The organism is Caballeronia pedi (assembly GCF_001544915.2).
In the GTDB taxonomy this organism is placed as follows: Bacteria; Pseudomonadota; Gammaproteobacteria; order Burkholderiales; family Burkholderiaceae; genus Caballeronia; species Caballeronia pedi.
Map to the genome: position 1 here is coordinate 39,115 of NZ_FCOE02000002.1, position 18,645 is coordinate 57,759.

The window sequence follows — 18,645 nt, forward strand, 5'->3', positions numbered from 1 at the left end:
ATGAGCGACATGGATAAACAACAGGAAGCGACGGCCGCACCCGAGTCCGACGCCAGCCTTTCGCTGCTCGATTCGCTGATCGAGTCGGCGCGCATCAAGCCGGGCGACGAAGCGTATTCGATCACGCGTCAGGGCATTCAGGCCTTTATCGGGCAACTGCTGGAGCCGCAGAACGCGGTCGAGCGCATCACGCAGGCGACGGTCGACAGCATGATCGCCGATCTCGACCAGAAGCTGTGCGCGCAGGTCGACGCGATCCTGCATCACGACGATTTCCAGAAGATGGAATCGGCATGGCGTTCGCTGAAGTTTCTCGTGGACCGCACGAATTTCCGCGAGAACGTCAAGATCCAGTTGCTGAGCGTGAGCAAGGGCAAGCTGCTCGAAGACTTCGAGGACGCGGCCGACATCACCAAGTCGGGTCTCTACAAGAATCTCTATACGGCTGAATACGGCCAGTTCGGCGGCCAGCCGTTCGGCGCGATCGTGGCGAACTACGAGTTCGGCCCGGGCACGCAGGACGTGAAGCTGCTGCAGAACGTGGCGAGCGTGTCGGCGATGAGCCACGCGCCGTTCATCGCCGCTGCCGGTCCGCATTTCTTCGGCGTCGATACCTACGACCAGTTGCCGAACCTGAAGGACCTGTCGTCGATTTTCGAAGGCCCGCAATTCGTCAAGTGGAATGCGTTCCGCGAATCGGAAGACGCGCGCTATGTCGGCCTCACGCTGCCGCACTTCCTCTTGCGCGTGCCTTACGGCGCGGATACGGTGCCGGCCAAGAAGTTCAACTACAAGGAAGACGTGTCGGGCGGCAACAGCCAGTTCCTGTGGGGCAATGCGGCCTTCGCGTTCGCATCGCGCCTGACGTCGAGCTTCGCCGACTACCGCTGGTGCGCCAACGTGATCGGACCGCAAGGCGGCGGCACGGTGGGCGATCTGCCGGTGTACACGTATGAGTCGATGGGCGAGCTGCAGAACAAGATCCCGACCGAAGTGCTCATCTCCGAGCGCCGCGAGTTCGAACTTGCCGAGCAGGGTTTCATCGCGCTGACGATGCGCAAGAACAGCGACAACGCCGCGTTCTTCTCGGCCAATTCCGCGCAGAAGCCGAAGTTCTTCGGCAACACCAAGGAAGGCAAGGAAGCCGAGCTGAACTACAAGCTCAGCACGCAACTGCCGTACATGTTCGTCGTGAGCCGCCTCGCGCACTACATCAAGGTGATCCAGCGCGAAAACATCGGTACGTGGAAAGAGCGCGTCGATCTCGAAAGCGAACTCAACACCTGGATTCGCCAGTACGTCGCGGATATGGACAACCCCGCGGAAGGCGTGCGCAGCCGTCGTCCGCTGCGTCAGGCGGAAATCGTCGTGGCCGATGTCGAAGGCGATCCGGGCTGGTATCGCGTGGACCTGAAGGTGCGTCCGCACTTCAAGTATATGGGCGCGTCGTTCACGTTGTCCCTCGTCGGCAAGCTGGACAAGAAGTAAGCACGCGAGCCGTGTTTCATCTGTAACGCAGCGCGGGAAAACTGAAACCGGGCGGTAACGGGTCCCGCGCAACATGTGAAACATGCGCAGCACACACAAGAGCTGAGCGAAACGCCGGGGCCAGAAGGCCGCGGCGAAACAACCGAAACCCAACATAGTTTGCTACCCAACAGGGGACTTATCATGCCGATGCCGTGCTACCTCACTCTCGAAGGCCAGAATCAAGGCAAGATCGAAGGCTCGACCAAGGTTCAGGGTCACGAAGGAAAGATCCTCGTCCAGGCCGTCGATCACACCATCGAAATCCCGAAGAGCCCGCAAACGGGCCTGCCGACCGGCAAGCGCGTCCATCTGCCGATGACGCTCACCAAGGAAATCGACAAGTCGTCGCCGAAGCTGTTCCAGGCGCTGACCTCGGGCGAGCAGTTGAAGAACGTGACGCTGGAGTTCTACCGCATCTCGCCGAAGGGCACGGAAGAGAAGTACTACACCGTGAAGCTGTCGAACGCGATCCTGACCAACATGAAGTCGTGGACGCCGAACTGCCTCTCGCCGGAAAACAAGCAGATGGGCCACATGGAAGACATCTCGTTCACCTACGAGAAGATCACGTGGACCTTCGATCCGGACGGCATCGAAGCGGAAGATTCGTGGCTCGCCCCGAAGTCCTGAAAGTCCTGATTCAAGCCTGAGCGGGGGCAACGGTGAGAGAACGTCGGCTGCTGGAGCGAATCGCGAGTTGGGGTGCGGGTGGAGCGCGCTCCAACGAAACGCAGATCGATGTTCTCGTCGACTCGGTGATGAGTCACCTCGGCCGGCTGCTCAACACCCGGCAAGGCAGCGTGCAGATCGACCCGCAATTCGGCGTGCCCGATTTCACCAACCTTGCCGGCACCACCGCGATGGGTTCCACACGCGAGATCGAAGAGGAAATACGCCGCATGGTTCTGCGCTACGAGCCGCGCATCAAGTCGCCGCGCGTGACGCTCAACCGCGAGGAAACCGATGTGCTGTCGATCCGCTTCGCGCTCGAAGGCACGCTCGAAGTGGACGACCGCGAGATTCCGCTGCGCATCTCGACGACCGTGGGCGCGAATGGCCGCGTAAGTGTCGGCTGATTTCACGCGCTCACTTTTTTCTTTTCCCGATTCAGCCGAGCCGGTCCGCATGTTCAATCGATACTATCAGGATGAGCTGAACAAGCTGAAAGGCCTGGCCGCCGAGTTCGCGCGCGCGAATCCGGCGATCGCGCCGATGCTCTCGGGCACCTCGGCCGATCCGGATGTCGAGCGCCTGCTCGAAGGCGTCGCGTTTCTCACGGGCCTCACGCGCCAGAAACTCGACGACCAGTTTCCCGAGTTCGTTCAGGAACTCACCAATCTGCTGTTTCCGCATTATCTGCGGCCCGTGCCGGCATCCACATTGATCGGTTTTGCCGCGAAGGGTCCGCGCGCGCAGGCGGCGCGCGTGGCCGCGGGCACCGAACTCGCATCGGTGCCGGTGGATGGCACCGCGTGCCGCTTTCGCACCACCTGCGACCTCGATGTCGAGCCGTTGCGCATGGCCGAAGTCAATCTGCTGAGCCACGCAGGCGCCGCGCCCGTGCTGATGATCGACTTCGAAATGGAAGGCGGCCTGAGCATCGCGCAATGGAACGGCGACTCGATCCGCCTGTTCCTGAACGGCGGCCATGTCGATGCATCGAAACTGCTGTTGCTGCTGATGAATCACGTCATCGACGTGCGCATTTCCAGTGGCGGCGGCGAACGGCTTTCGCTCGGTGCGAAGAACCTGCGCACGAGCGGCTTCGACGCCGACCTGCTGACGTATCCGAGCCATGCGCCGAGCGGCTTTCGCACCATCCAGGAGTTCTTCGCGCAGCCGGAGAAGTTTCTCTTCATCGATATCGTCGGACTGCGGCGCTGGACCGCGAACGCCAAGGGTTCGAGCTTCAGCATCGTGATGACGCTCGACGCGCTGCACGACTGGATGCCCGAGATCGACGCCGCGAGCTTCGCGCTCAACATCGTGCCGGCGATCAACGTGTTCGCGCATGTCGCGGACCCGATCACGCACGATCATCGCGCGACGGAATATCGTGTGATCCCCGAAGGGCGCGACCGTCGCCACTATCAGATCTATTCGGTCGATCAGGTGCTCGGCTATCAGCAGGGCCGCGCGCAGGAACGCGTCTATCAGCCGTTCAGCATGTTTCGTCACGATGGCCGTGGCGCGCAACTGAGCTATCGCACGACGTTGAAGAGCGCGAACGTCGAGCGCGGCAGCGACGTGTATCTGTCGCTCAACTATCCGCCGTCCGAAACGCCGTTGCCGGAGACGCTGTCGATTCGCGTCACCTGCACCAACCGCGCGTTGCCGGAAGGCCTGAAACCGGGCGATATCAACGTGCCGACCAGCACGTCGCCCGACCAGATGAGCTTCACCAATATCCGCGCGATCACGCCCGCGCAGGACCCGCCCGCCGGCGAGGAACTGCTGTGGTGCCTGCTCTCGCATGTGTCGCTGAACCTGCTGTCGCTCGCGAACGCCGACAACCTGCGCAAGCTGCTCGGCCTCTATGTGTTCGCCGGGCGGCAGGGGCCGGAAATGTCGAATCGACGCCGTATCGAAGGCATCGTCGACGTGACGGCGACGCGCGAAACGCGCCTCGTGGGCCGTGGCGGCATGCAGCGCGGCCAGTTGATCCGTATTCGTTGCCGTGAGGACCATTACGCCGGGATCGGCGATCTGTATCTGTTCGGTTGCGTGCTCGAGCGCTTTCTCGCCGATTACGCCGGCATCAACTCCTACACGCGCGTCGAGCTCGAAGACACGCTTTCAGGGACCGTATTCAAATGGCCGCCGAGACTCGGACAACAACCGATGCTGTAAAGGCGCTGCTTCTCACCAACGGTGAGAAGTACTCCTACTTCCAGGCGATCCGGCTGCTGCGGCTGTACGACCGTCACACGGGCCTGAATCAGGAGAATCTGCGGGTGCGTCCGCGGCTCGGGCTCGGGTTTCCCGAGAACGACATCGATCGCATCGAGGCGACGCCCGAAGGCGGCTATCGGATCACCGCGAATTTCTTCGGCCTGTACGGTGTGGCCTCGCCGCTGCCGACGTACTACACCGAAGACCTGTTCGAGGAAGAGCGCGAAGGGCACCACGTCACGCGCGATTTTCTCGACATCGTGCATCACGCGCTGTATCCGCTGCTCTTCGACGCATGGGCGAAGTATCGCGTCGAGCAGCGCATCGTCGAGGACCGGCACGAGGCGTCGCTCAATCAGTTGTACGCGTTCGTCGGGCTGCACGATCCGGAACTGCGCGTCGATCTGCTGCCGGGCAGCGCCGAACTGCTGCGCTATGCGGGCCTCTTCAATCAGCGGCCACATTCCGCGCTCGGCCTGAAGACGCTGCTCGCCGATGCCTTCGCGCCCGCCGATGTGAAGGTCGTATGCGGCGTGCTGCGCGCGGTGCCGATTCCCGCCGATCAGCGCTGGCAGCTCGGCCGGCAGCAAAGCTGTCTGGGCGAGGACACGTGGCTCGGCGCGGAGATCGACGACTACGAAAGCGCCATCCGCATCGAATTCGCCGACGTGCCGCAAACGCTTTTCCATCAGATGCTGCCGGGCGGAAGCGCGCATGCGCGTTTGCGCTTTTTCACGCGCTTCTATCTGACCGATCCGCTCGACGTGGAAGTCGAGCTTCAGCTGCGCGACGACGAAGCCGGCGCGGCGCGCACCGGCCGTGGCGCGTGGTCGCGGCTCGGCTTCGATACCTGGCTCAATCCCGGCGAGGCGAAACTGCCGACCCGGGTTCATTACTCTCTCTAACCCTGATTGCTGGCCGTTGCTGGAAAGACTAAGAGGAACACAAACATGCTGCTGGTCGAACTGAAGCCCCTGGTGGGCCGCCTCAACGGCTTTTGCAAACAGGCGCTCGAAGATGGCGTCGGGGTGTGCGTATCGCGCGGACACTACGAGATTACGGTCGAGCATCTGCTCGTCAAGCTGTTCGATGATCAACAGGCCGATATCGCGCTGCTGCTGCGTCAGCAGGACGTCGAGGCGGCGCTCGTAAAGCGCGCGATCAACTTGTCGCTCGAACAGATGAAGTCGGGCAACGCCGGACGTCCCGCGTTCTCGCCGCTCTTGCTCGAATTGCTGCAGGACGCGTGGCTGATCTCATCCGTCGATCTGCAGGAGCCGCGCATCCGTTCGGGCGCGGTGCTGCTCGCGTTCCTCGCGCGCCCGACGTACTACGCGACCGGCGACTACGCCGCGCCGCTGCGTGCGCTGAACCGCGAAACGCTGATCCGCTCGTTCGATGCGGTCTGCGGCGGCTCCGTCGAAGCCGGCACGCGCGAGGCGCTCGGCGACGGCGCGAGCGATGCGTCCGCGCCCGCCAGCGGCGACGGCAGCGCGATTGCGCGCTTCTGCGAGAACTTCACCGAGAAGGCGCGCGCCGGCAAGCTCGATCCGGTGTTCGGCCGCGACGCCGAGATTCGCCAGATGGTCGATATCCTCGCGCGCCGCCGCAAGAACAACCCGATCTGCGTCGGCGATCCGGGCGTCGGCAAGACGGCGGTCGTCGAAGGGCTGGCGCTGCGCGTGGTCGAAGGCGACGTGCCCGATTCGCTCAGGGACGTGACGATCCTCGGCCTCGACATGGGTCTGCTGCAGGCGGGCGCAAGCGTGAAGGGCGAGTTCGAGAACCGCCTGAAGGGCGTCATCACCGAAGTGAAGGCGTCGGCGAAACCGATCATCCTGTTCATCGACGAAGCGCACACGCTGATCGGCGCGGGCGGCCAGGCCGGCACCTCCGACGCGGCCAATCTGCTGAAGCCGGCGCTCGCGCGCGGCGAACTGCGCACCATCGCCGCGACGACGTGGGCCGAATACAAGAAGTACTTCGAAAAGGACGCGGCGCTCGCGCGGCGCTTCCAGCTCGTCAAGCTCGACGAGCCGGATCTCGACACCGCCGTGCTGATCCTGCGCGGCCTGAAGGAGAAGTACGAGGACGTGCACAAGGTCGTGCTGCGCGACGACGCGATCGTCGCGGCGGCCGAGCTGTCGAGCCGCTATATCACGGGCCGCCAGTTGCCGGACAAGGCCGTCGATCTGCTCGACACCGCCTGCGCGCGCGTCAAGGTGCTGCAAAGCGCGAAGCCCGACGTGCTGGAGAACACGGAGCGCCGCATTCAGGCGCTGCAACGTGAAAAGAGCGGACTCGAGCGCGATGCGGACAACCAGCAGCCCGTCGATCTCGCGCGCCTTCGCGAAATCGATGAGGAACTGCCGAAGCTCGATGCGCAAGCCGAAGCGCTGCGCGCCGTCTGGCAGCAGCAACGCGACGCCGCCCGCGCCTTGCTCGACGCACGCGCGGCGCGCCACGAAGCGAAGGCGAACGGCGTGCCCGCCGATACGCTGGAGTCGCTGTCGCAGGAGATCGCCGCCGCTGCCGTCGCGTTCAAGACGGCGCAGGGCGATCAGCCGCTGGTTCACATCGATGTCGATCCGGACGTGGTCGCGCGCGTGATCTCGGACTGGACCGGCATTCCTGTCGGCAAGATGCTGCGCGATCAGGCGCAGAGCGTGATGCGCATGGCCGATACGCTGAAGGCGCGCATCCGTGGTCAGGACCACGCGATGGACCAGATCGCCGAGGTGCTCAAGACCGCCAAGTCTGGCCTGAAAGACCCCGATCAGCCGATGGGCGTGTTCCTGCTCGCGGGACCGTCGGGCGTGGGCAAGACGGAGACGGCGCTGTCGGTGGCGGACATCCTGTTCGGCGATGAAAAGTCGACCACCGTCATCAACATGAGCGAGTTCCAGGAGAAGCACAACGTGAGCCGCCTGATCGGTTCGCCGCCGGGATATGTCGGTTATGGCGAAGGCGGCGTGCTGACCGAAGCGGTGCGCCAGCGCCCGTACTCGGTCGTGCTGCTCGACGAAGTGGAAAAGGCGCATCTCGACGTGATGAACCTGTTCTACCAGGTGTTCGACAAGGGCATGTTGTCGGACGGCGAAGGCAAGGAAATCGACTTCTCGAACACGGTGATCTTCCTCACGTCGAACCTCGCGACCGATGTCATCACCGAAATGACCGCGGGCGAGGACAAGCCCGACGCGGCGACGCTGCTCTCGGCCGTGCGGCCGATTCTGTCGAATCACTTCAAGCCCGCGCTGCTTGCGCGCATGACCGTGATTCCGTACTTCGCGCTCGCCACCGACGCGCTTTCCGGCATCGTGCGCCTCAAGCTCGACAAGATCGTGAAGCGCATCGCGCACAACAACAAGATGCGCTTCAGCTACACCGACGCCGTGGTTGCGCAGATCGCCGCGCGCTGCACGGAAGTGGAAACGGGCGCGCGCAACATCGATTTCATTTTGCGCGGCACGGTGCTGCCGTTGATGTCGCAGGAACTTCTCACGCGCATGGGCGAAGGCGTGGCGCTGCCGGAAGTGGCGCTCGACGTGAACGAGAGCGGCGATTTCGCCGTGAGCTTTCCCGGCGCGCCGGCCTGACGTTTCAAACGTAACGCAGTTGAAATCACGCGGTGACCGAGCGCCGCAAAAATAGCAGGCATATCACCTGTACGGAGAAACAGCATGAACTCACTGGCCGATCGGATGCTCGCCAACAAGCGCTTCGATTTCACGTCGGAAGCGTTTGACGCGGACAAGTTCGCGGTCGTCGAAATGGAAGGCTTCGAATCGATCTCGCAGCCGTTTCGCTTCGTCCTCACGCTGGTGTCCGCCGATGCGTCGATCGACTTTGACACGATGCTGAGCCATCGCGCCTCGTTCGTGATCTACGGCCCGGAAGGCGGCATTCGCGCACCGTATCACGGCATCCTGGCCGAGTTCGAGCAACTGCATCGCGTGGACGGCTACGTGTTCTATCGCGCGGTGCTGGTGCCGCGTCTGTGGCGCCTGTCGCTGTTTCGCGTCTCGGAGGTTTATCTCGACGAGCGGCCGATCACCGAAACCGTGCGCGGCGTGCTCGAAACCGGACGCCTGAATTCCGCCGATTACGAATTCAAGCTCACCGGCTCGTACCGGCCGCGCACCTTCGTGTGCCAGTATCAGGAGACGTATCTCGACTTCGTGTCGCGCTGGCTGGAGAAGGAGGGCATCTATTACTACTTCGATCATTCCGGCGGCGCGGACAAGCTCGTCGTGATCGATGACAAGCTCATGCACGACGCAGACGCGCTGCCCGTCGCGTACCGTCCGGACGATTCGCTCGACACCGGCCTCGCCGCCGATTCGGTGCGCGACTTCGTGTGCCGTCAGAAGCCGCTGCCGCACGAAGTGGTGCTGCAGGACTACAACTATCGCAAGGCCGCGGTGCAACTAAAGGCGCGCGCGACGGTTGCGGATGCGGGCATCGGCGAAGTCATGCTTTATGGCGAGAACTTCCGCGACCAGCAGGAAGGCGACCGCTACGCGAAGCTGCGCGCGCAGGAACTCATCTGCGGTGGCAAGGTGTATGCGGGCGAGGGCACGGCGCTTGGCTTGCGCAGCGGCTATTTCTGCACGCTCGCGCAGCATTATCGCGATGATTTCAATGGACGCTATCTGGTGACCGAAGTGCATCACGAAGGCTCGCAGGCGGGCGCGCTGCTCAACGGCGTATCGAGCCCGTATAGCGACGGTGCGCGCGGCGGGGAAATCGTCTATCGCAACAGCTTCCGCGCGATTGCCGCCGCGACGCAATTCCGCCCCGAGCGCGCGACAGCCAAGCCGCGCGTGGCCGGCACGATGAACGCGACCATCGACAGCGAAGGCAATGGCCAGTATGCCGAACTCGACGAGTACGGCCAGTACAAGGTGCAGTTGCCGTTCGACAAGACCGACAAGAACGCCAACAAGAGCTCGGCGCGGCTGCGCATGGCGTCGCCGTACGCGGGCACGGATCACGGCATGCATTTCCCGCTGCACAAGGATGCGGAAGTGCTGCTGTCGTTCATCGACGGCGATCCGGATCAGCCGGTGATCGTCGGCAGTCTGGCGAATTCCGAGAACAGCAACGTCGTCACGCAGGACAACGCGCAGGCGAACCGCATCGCGACGGCGGGCGGCAATCAGTTGCACATGACCGACAGCAAGGGCAAGGAAGCCGTCTGGCTGCATTCGCCGTTTCACAACAGCACGATCGGCATCGGCTCGACCGACGTGAACGGCGGCGGCAGCCTGTGGACCAGCACGGCGGGCAGCTCGGAAAGCGTGACGGTCGGCGTGAGCAACTCGCTGTTCGCGGGGACGAAGAATTCGCTCACGCTGTCGTACGAAGGGTCGCTCTCGGCGTCGATGACCACGAAGGCGTCGTTCGGCGCGAACGTGTCGTTCGGTCTCAGCACCAACGTGAGCTGGAACAAGGGCAAGAGCATCACCGTCGACGATTCCGACACGGTTTCGCTCAAGACCTCCGGCAAGCTGCAGGGCGCCGAAACGGTGCTGATCTCGGGCGGCCAGGACCCGATCATCAAGACGACCGTCGATGGCGTGAAGGACTCGATCAAGGGAGCCGTCGCGCTGAGTCTCGCGGTGAACGCGGCCATCGCGCTGGACGCGGGTATCGCGATCAGCGCGGCCGACGACGCCGGCGGCGGCTCGGGCAAGATCGCGCCGTGGACGCCGGGCAGCTATGGCGTCACGGCGGCGCAGACCGCACTGGGCGGCGCGCTCACGTCGATCCTCGCGCACAAGGTGCTGTTCGACGGCGCCAAGGCAATCGCCGCCGCGAGCGAGGCCAAGCCGCTCTATGCCAGCAACATCGAACTCGGCATTTCGGGCATCAAGGCCACTGTATTGCCGTTGCCGGGCATCGGCTCGACGCTGAACATGTCGCAGTTCGGCAGCGAGTTGTCGGTGGCGAGCGGGCCGGGCGTGTCATCGAGCGTGGAGGTCGACAGCCTGCAAGTGGTGCTCAAGGCCGGCGGCGCCAACACGACGTGGGTCGATGGCGACGGCGCCGGCACGCGCGCCGCGACCATCAAGCTGACGGCCGTGTCGGGACTGACGGCTACCGCCGGCGCGGACCTCGGCCTGAAGGCGACCGGCGCGCTCTCGGCGCAGGCGGCCGGCAACGTGTCGGTGAAGGGCGCGCAGGTGACCATCGACGGACTGGACAAAGTCGCGACCATCTCCACGAACGTGAACGTGGAAGCCGCCAACGCCTTCAGCGTGACGGCCTCGCAGGTGAAGTTCAACGGCTCGACGGTCAAATTCAACAGCGCGCTGATTCAGCTGGGATGACGGCATGAAGATCCTCAAGCCCGACAATCTGGCGCTCGTCTATCGCGGTCTGCGGCTCGCGCGGCGCGACGTGCTTTCGATCGGCATGATCGCCGGCTTTCGCTTCGATGCCGGCAGTCTCGACGCACTGTTGCCCGAACCCGATCTGTGGGCCGCTGTCGCCGAGGCGCTCGGCAAGAACGCGATCCTCGACGAAGGCTATCCGAAGCCCGTCGGCGAATATTTGATCCACGGCGCGGCGCATGCGCCGGCAGGCACGCAGGTCGCGCAGCAGCGGGTGAGCGCGCGGATCGGCGCGCTCGGCAAGTCGCTCGTGGTCAGCGGCGAGCGCCATTTCAATGCGCTCGGCCTGATCTCGGCGGCCACGCCTTACACGCAGATGCCGATTGAGCCTGCAACCGCATTCGGCGGCGTGGGCTACGCGGACAATCCGCTTGGCAAGGGCTATGCGGAAATCGACAACGCCGACGGCACGCGCGTCTGGCCGTTGCCGAACGTCGAAAGCGAGACGCGCCGCATCGCGAGCCGTGGTGAGCGCGTGGCGCCGGCGGGCTTCTGGGGCAACGGTTGCGACGCGCCGTTGCGCCGGCAGCATCTGGGCGCGTGCGACGAGCGCTGGCTCAAGAACGAGTGGCCGCATCTGCCGTCGGATACGCGGCCCGAGTTCTTTCTGAGCGCGCCGTCCGATCAGCGTCTGCCCGGTTATTTCAGCGGCGACGAGCGCTTCGAGATCGTCAACATGCATCCGCGCGCGAGCATGCTGCAAGGCGCGTTGCCGCGCTTGCGGGCGCGCTGCTTCGTCAACGCGAACGGCACGCTGACCGAAGTGGCCGCGCGCGCGGAGACGCTCTGGCTGTTCCCGGGACTGGAATGCGGTGTGGTGCTGTACCGCGCGCTCGCCAATATCGCCGATACCGACGCGAGCCAGGTGACCCACCTGATGGCCGAATGGGAACGTCAGGGCGACACGCCGCTGCCGTTCGAGCACTACCGCGATGTGTTCCGCGAGCGGATCGCCGTGGCGGTGCCCGCGCGCGCGGCGGCTGCCGTCGAACCGGCGGAGACTGTTGAGGCTGCGGCAAAGCCCATGACAGTGGCGGCACCGCAGGCAGCGGCGGTTTCATTCGACACCTCTGGGCTGACCGCCGCGCAGGCGCAGACGGCTGCATTGAACAGCGAAAGCCGCGCGCTGATGGCGAAGTTCGGCAAGACCGACGCCGACATCGCGCCGTATCTGAAGGCCGCCCCGCCGGAGCGCGTGCCGACGCTGGCCGAAGTCGAGGCGAGCGTCGCCGAGCTGAACGCGGAAACCCGCGCGCTGATGCAGAAGCACGGCGTGAACGATGCCGACGCGGCGCGCTTCCTGACCCAGCCGGAAGCCGACGCGAGCGCCGCCGATCTGCCCGGCCTGCTCGCGCGGCTGCAGGCGGAAACGCAGCAGCGCATGCGCGACGCGGGATTGTCGGAAGCTGATGTGCGTCGTCAGCTGGCGAGCCGTCCCGAACTGGCCGAAGCGTTGCCGCATCTGGCGCCGCCGGGCGTCGTATCGGCAGCCGATTTTGCCGCGCTCGCCGCGTTGGCCGCGAAACCACCCGCACTGCCGGCGCCCGCCGTCGCCGCGCCCGCCATCGACGTGCCCGTGGTCGAAGCGCCCGCGGTCATCCAATTGACGCGCGAAGAAGTGATCGCCCGCCATGCCGCGCGGGAAAGCCTCGCGAACTTCGATCTGAGCGGCCTCGATCTGTCGAAGCTCGATCTGACCGGCGCGGATTTCTCCGGCGCGATGCTCGACAAGACGTCGTTCGCGGGCAGCGTGCTCGCCGACGCCAACTTCACGCAGGCGCTCGCGCGCGAAGCGGATTTCAGCGCAGCCGATCTCGAACGCGCGCAGTTCGCCAAAGCGAGCGCCGCCAGAAGCACGTTCGCGCGGGCCAAGCTGCGCAACGCCCAACTCGCCGCCGCCGACTTCACCGGCGCGGACTTTTCCGCATCGACGCTCGCCAATGCAGATCTGCGCGGCGCGGTGTTCGATCAGGCCAAGCTTGCCGGCGCCGATGCATCGGCGTGCCAGGCAGAGCGCGCGAGCTTCACCGACGGCGATCTGAGCGGCGCGAAGTTCAACGCCGCCGCACTCGGTGCGGCGAGCTTCAACGGCAGCCGTCTCGCGGGCAGCGACTTCTCCGGATCGATTTGCCCGCACACCGAGTTTTACGGCGTCGACGCGCCGCAGGCCAATTTCACCGATGCCGACCTGAGCCACTCACGCGCCGACGCGAAGACCTGTTTCGACGACGCCCGCTTCACACGCACGCGCCTGAATCGCGCCGCGTGGGACGGCGTGCAGATTCGTCGCGCGAGCTTCGAGCGGGCCTTCATCGATCATGCGGATTTCAGCAATGCGCAGGCGCAGGCGGCGCGCTTCGATGCGTCATCGGCGAAAGGCGCGCGTTTCGACAAGGCCGACCTGTGCGGCGCGGGCCTCGATGCCGTCAACCTGTTCACGGGTTCGCTGCGGAGCGCGAACCTCAAGGGCACGCTGCTGCGTCACGCGAATCTCTACGGCGTGAACTTCGAAGGCACGCAGCCGACCATCGCGAGCCTCGAAGGCTCGAATATCGATCGCACCATTCTTCAGTTCAGGCCGCCTGTCATATGAGCACGACGACTTCCGCACCCCGCGCGCGCATGAGCGCCGATGAAGCGCGCGCAACGCTTGCCGCGAGCCGCGTGCTCGCCGACGCTGATCTGTCCGGCGCGGACCTCTCGGGCATCGATCTGTCCGCGTGCCGCCTCTTCAACGTGACGCTCGCCGACGCCAACCTGACGCAAGCCGTTTTCGCCGACGCCGATCTGCGCGACGTGACGCTCGCGCGCGCGCGCCTCGACGGGCTGAAGGCGCACAAGACGCGCTTCGAGAACGTCGATTTCAGCGCCGCGAGCCTGCGGCAGGCGGACTGCGCATTCGCGGCGTTCGATCGGTGCGACTTCAGCGGCGCATCGTTCGCGCTCGCCGCGCTGGTGCGCGCCGACGCGCACGATTGCCATTACGCCGCCACCGACTTCAGCGGCGCGAACCTCCAGCGCTTCACCGCGATGGACGCCGATCTGAGCACCGCACGCTTGCCCGGCGCATCGCTTGCGCAGGCCTATCTGCGCGGCTGCGATCTGAGCGGCCAGGATTTGCGCACCTGCGATCTGACGATGACGATCCTCGACGGCGCGTCGTTGCGCAAGGCCGATCTGTCCGGCGTCGCGCTCGATCGCACGAGTTTCATCGGCGCGCAGTTGCAGGATGCGTCGCTGCGCGGCGTGCGCGCCACATTCGCGGCCTTGCTGAACGCCGCGTGCGAACGCGCCGATCTGACCGACGCGGTCTGCGAAATGGTCAACGCGAGCGAAGCGAACTTCGGCGCGGCGCGCGCGGATGCGTCGCGCTGGAACCAGTCCGTGCTGACGGCGAGCGTGTGGCAGCGGGCGTCGCTGAAAGGCGCGCGCCTCACGTTCTGCGACCTGTCGCATGCCGATCTGGCCGGCGCCGATTGCACGCGCGTCGACTTCGGCGGCGCGAACCTTCATGCGCTCATCGAAGAGGGCGCGCAACTGAGCGGCGCGTCGTTCGACGGCGCGCGCCGCACCGATCCCGTCCTCGCGCGCGCCGAGAAATGGCAGCCGCGCGTCTGACATGAACATCATCAAAGGAAATACGGCCATGAACAGCACGCTCGTCACGATTGCCCGGCCCGGCGACGATCCGGCCATCGACCTCGTCTACGCGACGGTGACCGGCCGCGCCGACCGCTGGTTCTTGTTCGACGCCGCCGGCCGCGCGCCGCTGCGCGCGTTGCGTGCCGAAAGCTGTCTCGTCGAGCCCGAATGCGGCGATACCGTGCTCGTCGCCGCCGGCGGCGCGAACGCGATCTCGTATGTCATCGCGGTGCTCGCGCGAGCGCAGCGCGCGGGCGCATCGCTCGTGCTGCCCGGCGACGTCGCGCTGCATACGGACGAAGGCGCGTTGCGCGTCGAAGCCGCGAGCGTCGATTTGAACGCCGCGCACAGCCTGAAGCTGCAAGCACCCGACATCACGATGACAGGCACGCGCGGCGAGCTGAAATTCCAGCGCGTCGAAGCGGCGATCCAGCAGTTGCACGCCGGATTCGGCACGATCAGCACGGTGGCGCAGCAGGTCACGAGCACGGTCGGCCGCCTGATCCAGCGCGCCCGCGACAGCGTGCGCTGGATCGACAACGACGACGAAACGCGCGCCGGGCGCGTGCGCATGCAGGTCGAGGAACGCCTGCACGTGAGCGCGCGTCACGCGACGATTCTGGCCGAAGGCCAGGTGAAGATCGACGCCGACAAGATCGACCTCGGATAGGAGCCGACATGTTCGCAGTGACCAAGGCGGGCGGCCAGTGCATGGCGATGCCCGATGTGTGCAAGACGCCCGCGCCCCCCGCGCCGCCGATTCCGATTCCGTACCCGAACATCGGCATGCCGCCGATGGGCAATCCCGCGACCGTGAAAGTGCTGATCGGCGGGATGCCCGCGCTCACCAAGTCATCGGAGATTCCGCTGACATCGGGCGACGAGGCCGGCCTCGCGGGCGGCGTGGTGTCGGGCAAGAACATGGGCAAGGTCCAGTTCATGATGGGCAGCCTCACCGTCAAGCTCGAAGGCGCGCCCGCCGTGCGGCTCAGCGATCCGACCCAGCACAACGAGGGCAATATGGTCGGCGCGGTGCTGGCGCCGAGCCAGGCCATCGTGATGGTGATGAGCTGAAAAGAGGAACGATCGTCATGAACAAAACTGTCTGGATCACCGCGTTCGACAAGACCCGCGACGCGGCGCGCGTCAGCGCGTTGTCGCAACTGCTCAAACGTTACGGCCTCGCGACGCAAGGCCACTTCTGGGTCGATGAACCCGCGAAACTCGCGTGGCGCGCCGGACTCGACGCGCTGAACGCGGCGCGTGCCGATCTCTGGCTGATTCTCGCCGACGACGCCGCGCTCGCGAAAGCGTCCGTGCGCTACGGGCTGTCGGTGTTCGCCGCGAGTCTGCGCGAGGCGCGCGGCTCGGGCTTCCCGATGGTGCTGTCGGGCGCGGCGGGCGTCGAGAGCATGCCGGCGCTGCTCGGCAATGCCACCGTGCTGGTCGAGAATCATCCGTCGTGGCCGGCGAAGATCGTCGCGCGCGCGAATCTCGCGAAGGCGGGCGAGCCGCAGGATTATCGGTTCGAAGTGGTCGGCGAGGAACAGCTCGGCCAGTGGTTCGCGATCGGACCGCGCGCGGGCGAATGGCAGGGCGTCGTGCTCGGCGTGCATGGCGGCGGCGCGAAGATCGATTTCCAGGCGGTCGGCCCGCGCGGCAAGCTGCCGGAAAAAACCGTGCTGGAGTACGCGCAGGAAGGCCTGACGTTGCAGGTCGGCGAACGCGAATTCAACGCGTGGGCGGTGCGCAACCGGCTCGGCCCGGACGACGCCTATTACGCGCGCGTGAAGGGATCGCCGGAATCGATCCTTTTCATGCCGTACACCGACGACAGTGAAGCCAGCGCGACGATCCTGCCGCTGGTGTGACGCGGCGCGCCGGCGCCGCAGATTTCGAATAGGGCCGGGAAAACACCTTTTTTCGCCGTATGAGCCTGCCGCAAAGTCCGGAGAATGTGCGGCAGGGGCAAAAGACTCGACGGCAACCGAATGGGGCACCGGCAATGGCAGTAACGAACTACCGCGCCGCGCAGGGCGGCGAACATCGTGCACGCGGAGTGCGGCGGCTGCCGCTCGCGTGCGGCGCCTGGGCGCTCGCGCTCGTGCTTTCCGCGTGCGGCAGCGCGCCGCCGAAAGACCCGCTCGCCGACGTGACCTGGGGCTACGCGACCGATGCCGTGATCTTCGAGATCACCGCCGATCCGGGCCTGAACCAGTATGACGGCCAGTCGCACACGCTGCTGCTCGGCATCTACGAGACCGGCGATGCGCAAGCCTTCCGCAATCTCGCCGCCGACCCGAACGCCCTCGCCGACACGATGGCCACGGGCAAGGTGCCGCAGACCTTCGCGCAGTTCTCGCGTTATGTGGTCGCGCCCGGCCAGCACTCTTATCTGATTCTCGATCGCGCGCAGAACACGCGCTCGATCGGTATGGTCGCGGGCTACGCGCAATTCGGCGTGGCCAACGCGGCGCGCCAGTTCGACGTGCCCGTCGTCACCAAGACCTCGGGCTTCATCTTCCGTACTCACACCAAGCTGCCCGGACCGCTCGTCGTGCGCCTCAACCTCGGCGCGCAGGGCATTCTCAACGCCGAAGTGCAGCCCGGCGGCCCGGATGCCGCGACGCTGCAGCGCGCGCAGCAACTCGAAGGCGGCGGCAAGGAAATCCGTCTGAGCGACAACGCAGCGAACCCGGCTGGCTCCGGCGCCACGACAGGCGCCGTCGGCGCGGCCAGTCCGCAGGACACGCCGTTGCGCAAGCTCGCCAACTAGCACATCGACCGCCAAGGTATGGAACACAACAAGGGCATCTACTGGTATCAGGGCATGTTCATGCAGCCCCAGCACTTTCAGCTGGCGTCGCTGCACGAGCAGTTCCGCAACAAGCCTGTCGTCGAGACGGGTTTGCCGCATTTCTGGGGCGCGGGCGCGCTGGATATCGCCACGGGCGCGATCGCGAGCCAGACCATCGAAGTGCGCTCGGCGAAGCTGATCTTTCCGGATCGCACCTATGTCGAATATCCGGGCAACGCGGTGCTCGCGCCGCGCTCGTTCGATGCGGCGTCGATCGGCGATGGCCGCGCGCTCACCGTCTATCTCGGCGTGCGCAAGTTCGCCGCCGAGGGCAACAACGTGTCGATGTGCGCATCGGCCGATGAAGCCGCCGCCGCGCAGACCCGCTACGCGAGCCTCGAAAACCCGGCCCAGGTGCCCGACCTGCATTCGAACGGTCCCGCCGCGCCGGTGCATACGCTGCTGCACGTGCTGAAAGTGTTCTTCGAGGGCGAGGCCGCCAATCTCGGCCAGTACGATCTGATTCCGATCGCGCAGCTCACGCGCATCGGCGATACGGTGACGCTGTCGGAGCGCTTCATCGCGCCGGGCTACGCGCTGTCCGGGTCGGACACGCTGCTGCGCATCGTGCGCGAGATTCGCGACGATGTCGTCGGCCGCGCGCATCATCTGCAGGAATTCAAGAATCCGCGCGAGTTGCAGAAAGCCGAGTTCGATCCCGGCTACATGATGCTGCTGCTCGCGATGCGTACCCTGTCGCGCGCCGCGCCCAATCTCGTGCATCTGACGCAGACGCCGACCGTGCATCCGTGGCATCTGTACGGCGAATTGCGCAGTCTGGTCGGCGAACTGAGCGCGTTTTCCGAGCGCTTCGACATGCTCGGCGAGGCGCAGGACGGCACGCCGGGCCTGCCCGCCTACGATCACACCGACCTCTACAACTGCTTCTCGCGCGCGCAGGCGCTGATCGGCTTCCTGCTCGGCGAGATCGCGATCGGGCCGGAGCATCTTGCGGTGCTCGAGTATCGCGACGGCATGTTCGCGGGCGACTTGCCGCGCGCGTTCTTCGACCGCCGCAACCGCTTCTATCTCGTGCTGCGCACGGAGCAGGCGGCGGCGCAGGTCGTCGATGGCGCGCTCTACGACGCGCGTCTCGCCAATGCCGCCGATGTCACGCGCCTCGTCGCGCACGCGCTGCCGGGGCTGGAGCTGATTCATCTGCCGAACGCGCCGCAAGGCATGCCGCGCCGCGCGTCGTCGAATTACTTCCGCATCGAGCAGGTGAGCGAACTGTGGGACGCCGTGGAGCGCGATGAGAATATCGCGCTGCAATGGCCCGACGCGCCGCAGGATCTGCGCGCGGAAATCGTCGTGCTGCGGAGATAG

Annotated in this window: 14 protein-coding genes; all 14 read left to right on the plus strand. The window is 65.4% G+C overall.

All coding sequences use genetic code 11. The annotated features are described in order from the left end of the window. Nucleotides 1–1,488: a type VI secretion system contractile sheath large subunit gene (gene tssC, locus AWB80_RS02865; protein WP_061173143.1), complete on the plus strand. Its 1,488-nt coding sequence runs from the start codon at nucleotides 1–3 to the stop codon at nucleotides 1,486–1,488. Nucleotides 1,489–1,671: 183 nt separating this feature from the next. Then, nucleotides 1,672–2,160: an Hcp family type VI secretion system effector gene (locus AWB80_RS02870; RefSeq protein ID WP_061173144.1), complete on the plus strand. Its 489-nt coding sequence runs from the start codon at nucleotides 1,672–1,674 to the stop codon at nucleotides 2,158–2,160. A gap of 32 nt (nucleotides 2,161–2,192) precedes the next feature. Continuing rightward, on the plus strand, nucleotides 2,193–2,606 hold the full coding sequence (gene tssE / locus AWB80_RS02875; RefSeq protein ID WP_061173145.1) for a type VI secretion system baseplate subunit TssE: 414 nt from the start codon (nucleotides 2,193–2,195) through the stop codon (nucleotides 2,604–2,606). Between the two features lie 49 nt (nucleotides 2,607–2,655). Then, entirely contained in the window at nucleotides 2,656–4,380 is a 1,725-nt protein-coding gene (gene tssF, locus AWB80_RS02880; RefSeq protein ID WP_061173146.1) for a type VI secretion system baseplate subunit TssF, read from the plus strand. Beyond that, entirely contained in the window at nucleotides 4,344–5,327 is a 984-nt protein-coding gene (gene tssG / locus AWB80_RS02885) for a type VI secretion system baseplate subunit TssG (protein ID WP_061173147.1), read from the plus strand. Before tssF ends, tssG begins: the two co-directional genes overlap by 37 nt. A 45-nt stretch (nucleotides 5,328–5,372) precedes the next feature. Continuing rightward, nucleotides 5,373–8,021: a type VI secretion system ATPase TssH gene (gene tssH, locus AWB80_RS02890; RefSeq protein WP_061173148.1), complete on the plus strand. Its 2,649-nt coding sequence runs from the start codon at nucleotides 5,373–5,375 to the stop codon at nucleotides 8,019–8,021. An 84-nt stretch (nucleotides 8,022–8,105) separates the two neighbouring features. Then, nucleotides 8,106–10,757 (plus strand): type VI secretion system Vgr family protein, encoded by a 2,652-nt coding sequence (locus AWB80_RS02895; protein WP_061173149.1) that lies wholly within the window; start codon nucleotides 8,106–8,108, stop codon nucleotides 10,755–10,757. A gap of 4 nt (nucleotides 10,758–10,761) precedes the next feature. Continuing rightward, on the plus strand, nucleotides 10,762–13,413 hold the full coding sequence (locus AWB80_RS02900) for a DUF2169 family type VI secretion system accessory protein (protein WP_061173150.1): 2,652 nt from the start codon (nucleotides 10,762–10,764) through the stop codon (nucleotides 13,411–13,413). Continuing rightward, the gene (locus tag AWB80_RS02905) at nucleotides 13,410–14,438 is read left to right on the plus strand and encodes a pentapeptide repeat-containing protein (protein ID WP_244206365.1); all 1,029 of its coding nucleotides are present in this window, start codon (nucleotides 13,410–13,412) and stop codon (nucleotides 14,436–14,438) included. The genes AWB80_RS02900 and AWB80_RS02905 overlap by 4 nt, the downstream gene beginning before the upstream one ends. A gap of 28 nt (nucleotides 14,439–14,466) precedes the next feature. Continuing rightward, nucleotides 14,467–15,132, plus strand: a complete 666-nt coding sequence (locus tag AWB80_RS02910; RefSeq protein ID WP_244206366.1) for a DUF3540 domain-containing protein — start codon at nucleotides 14,467–14,469, stop codon at nucleotides 15,130–15,132. Nucleotides 15,133–15,140: 8 nt separating this feature from the next. Beyond that, nucleotides 15,141–15,536, plus strand: coding sequence for a DUF4150 domain-containing protein (locus AWB80_RS02915; RefSeq protein ID WP_061173152.1), 396 nt, complete (start codon nucleotides 15,141–15,143; stop codon nucleotides 15,534–15,536). A 17-nt stretch (nucleotides 15,537–15,553) separates the two neighbouring features. Continuing rightward, complete coding sequence (locus AWB80_RS02920) at nucleotides 15,554–16,333, plus strand: hypothetical protein (RefSeq protein ID WP_061173153.1); 780 nt, start codon at nucleotides 15,554–15,556, stop codon at nucleotides 16,331–16,333. A gap of 134 nt (nucleotides 16,334–16,467) precedes the next feature. Beyond that, the gene (locus tag AWB80_RS02925; protein ID WP_244206367.1) at nucleotides 16,468–17,238 is read left to right on the plus strand and encodes a type VI secretion lipoprotein TssJ; all 771 of its coding nucleotides are present in this window, start codon (nucleotides 16,468–16,470) and stop codon (nucleotides 17,236–17,238) included. Between the two features lie 18 nt (nucleotides 17,239–17,256). After that, nucleotides 17,257–18,645, plus strand: a complete 1,389-nt coding sequence (tssK, locus tag AWB80_RS02930; RefSeq protein ID WP_061173155.1) for a type VI secretion system baseplate subunit TssK — start codon at nucleotides 17,257–17,259, stop codon at nucleotides 18,643–18,645.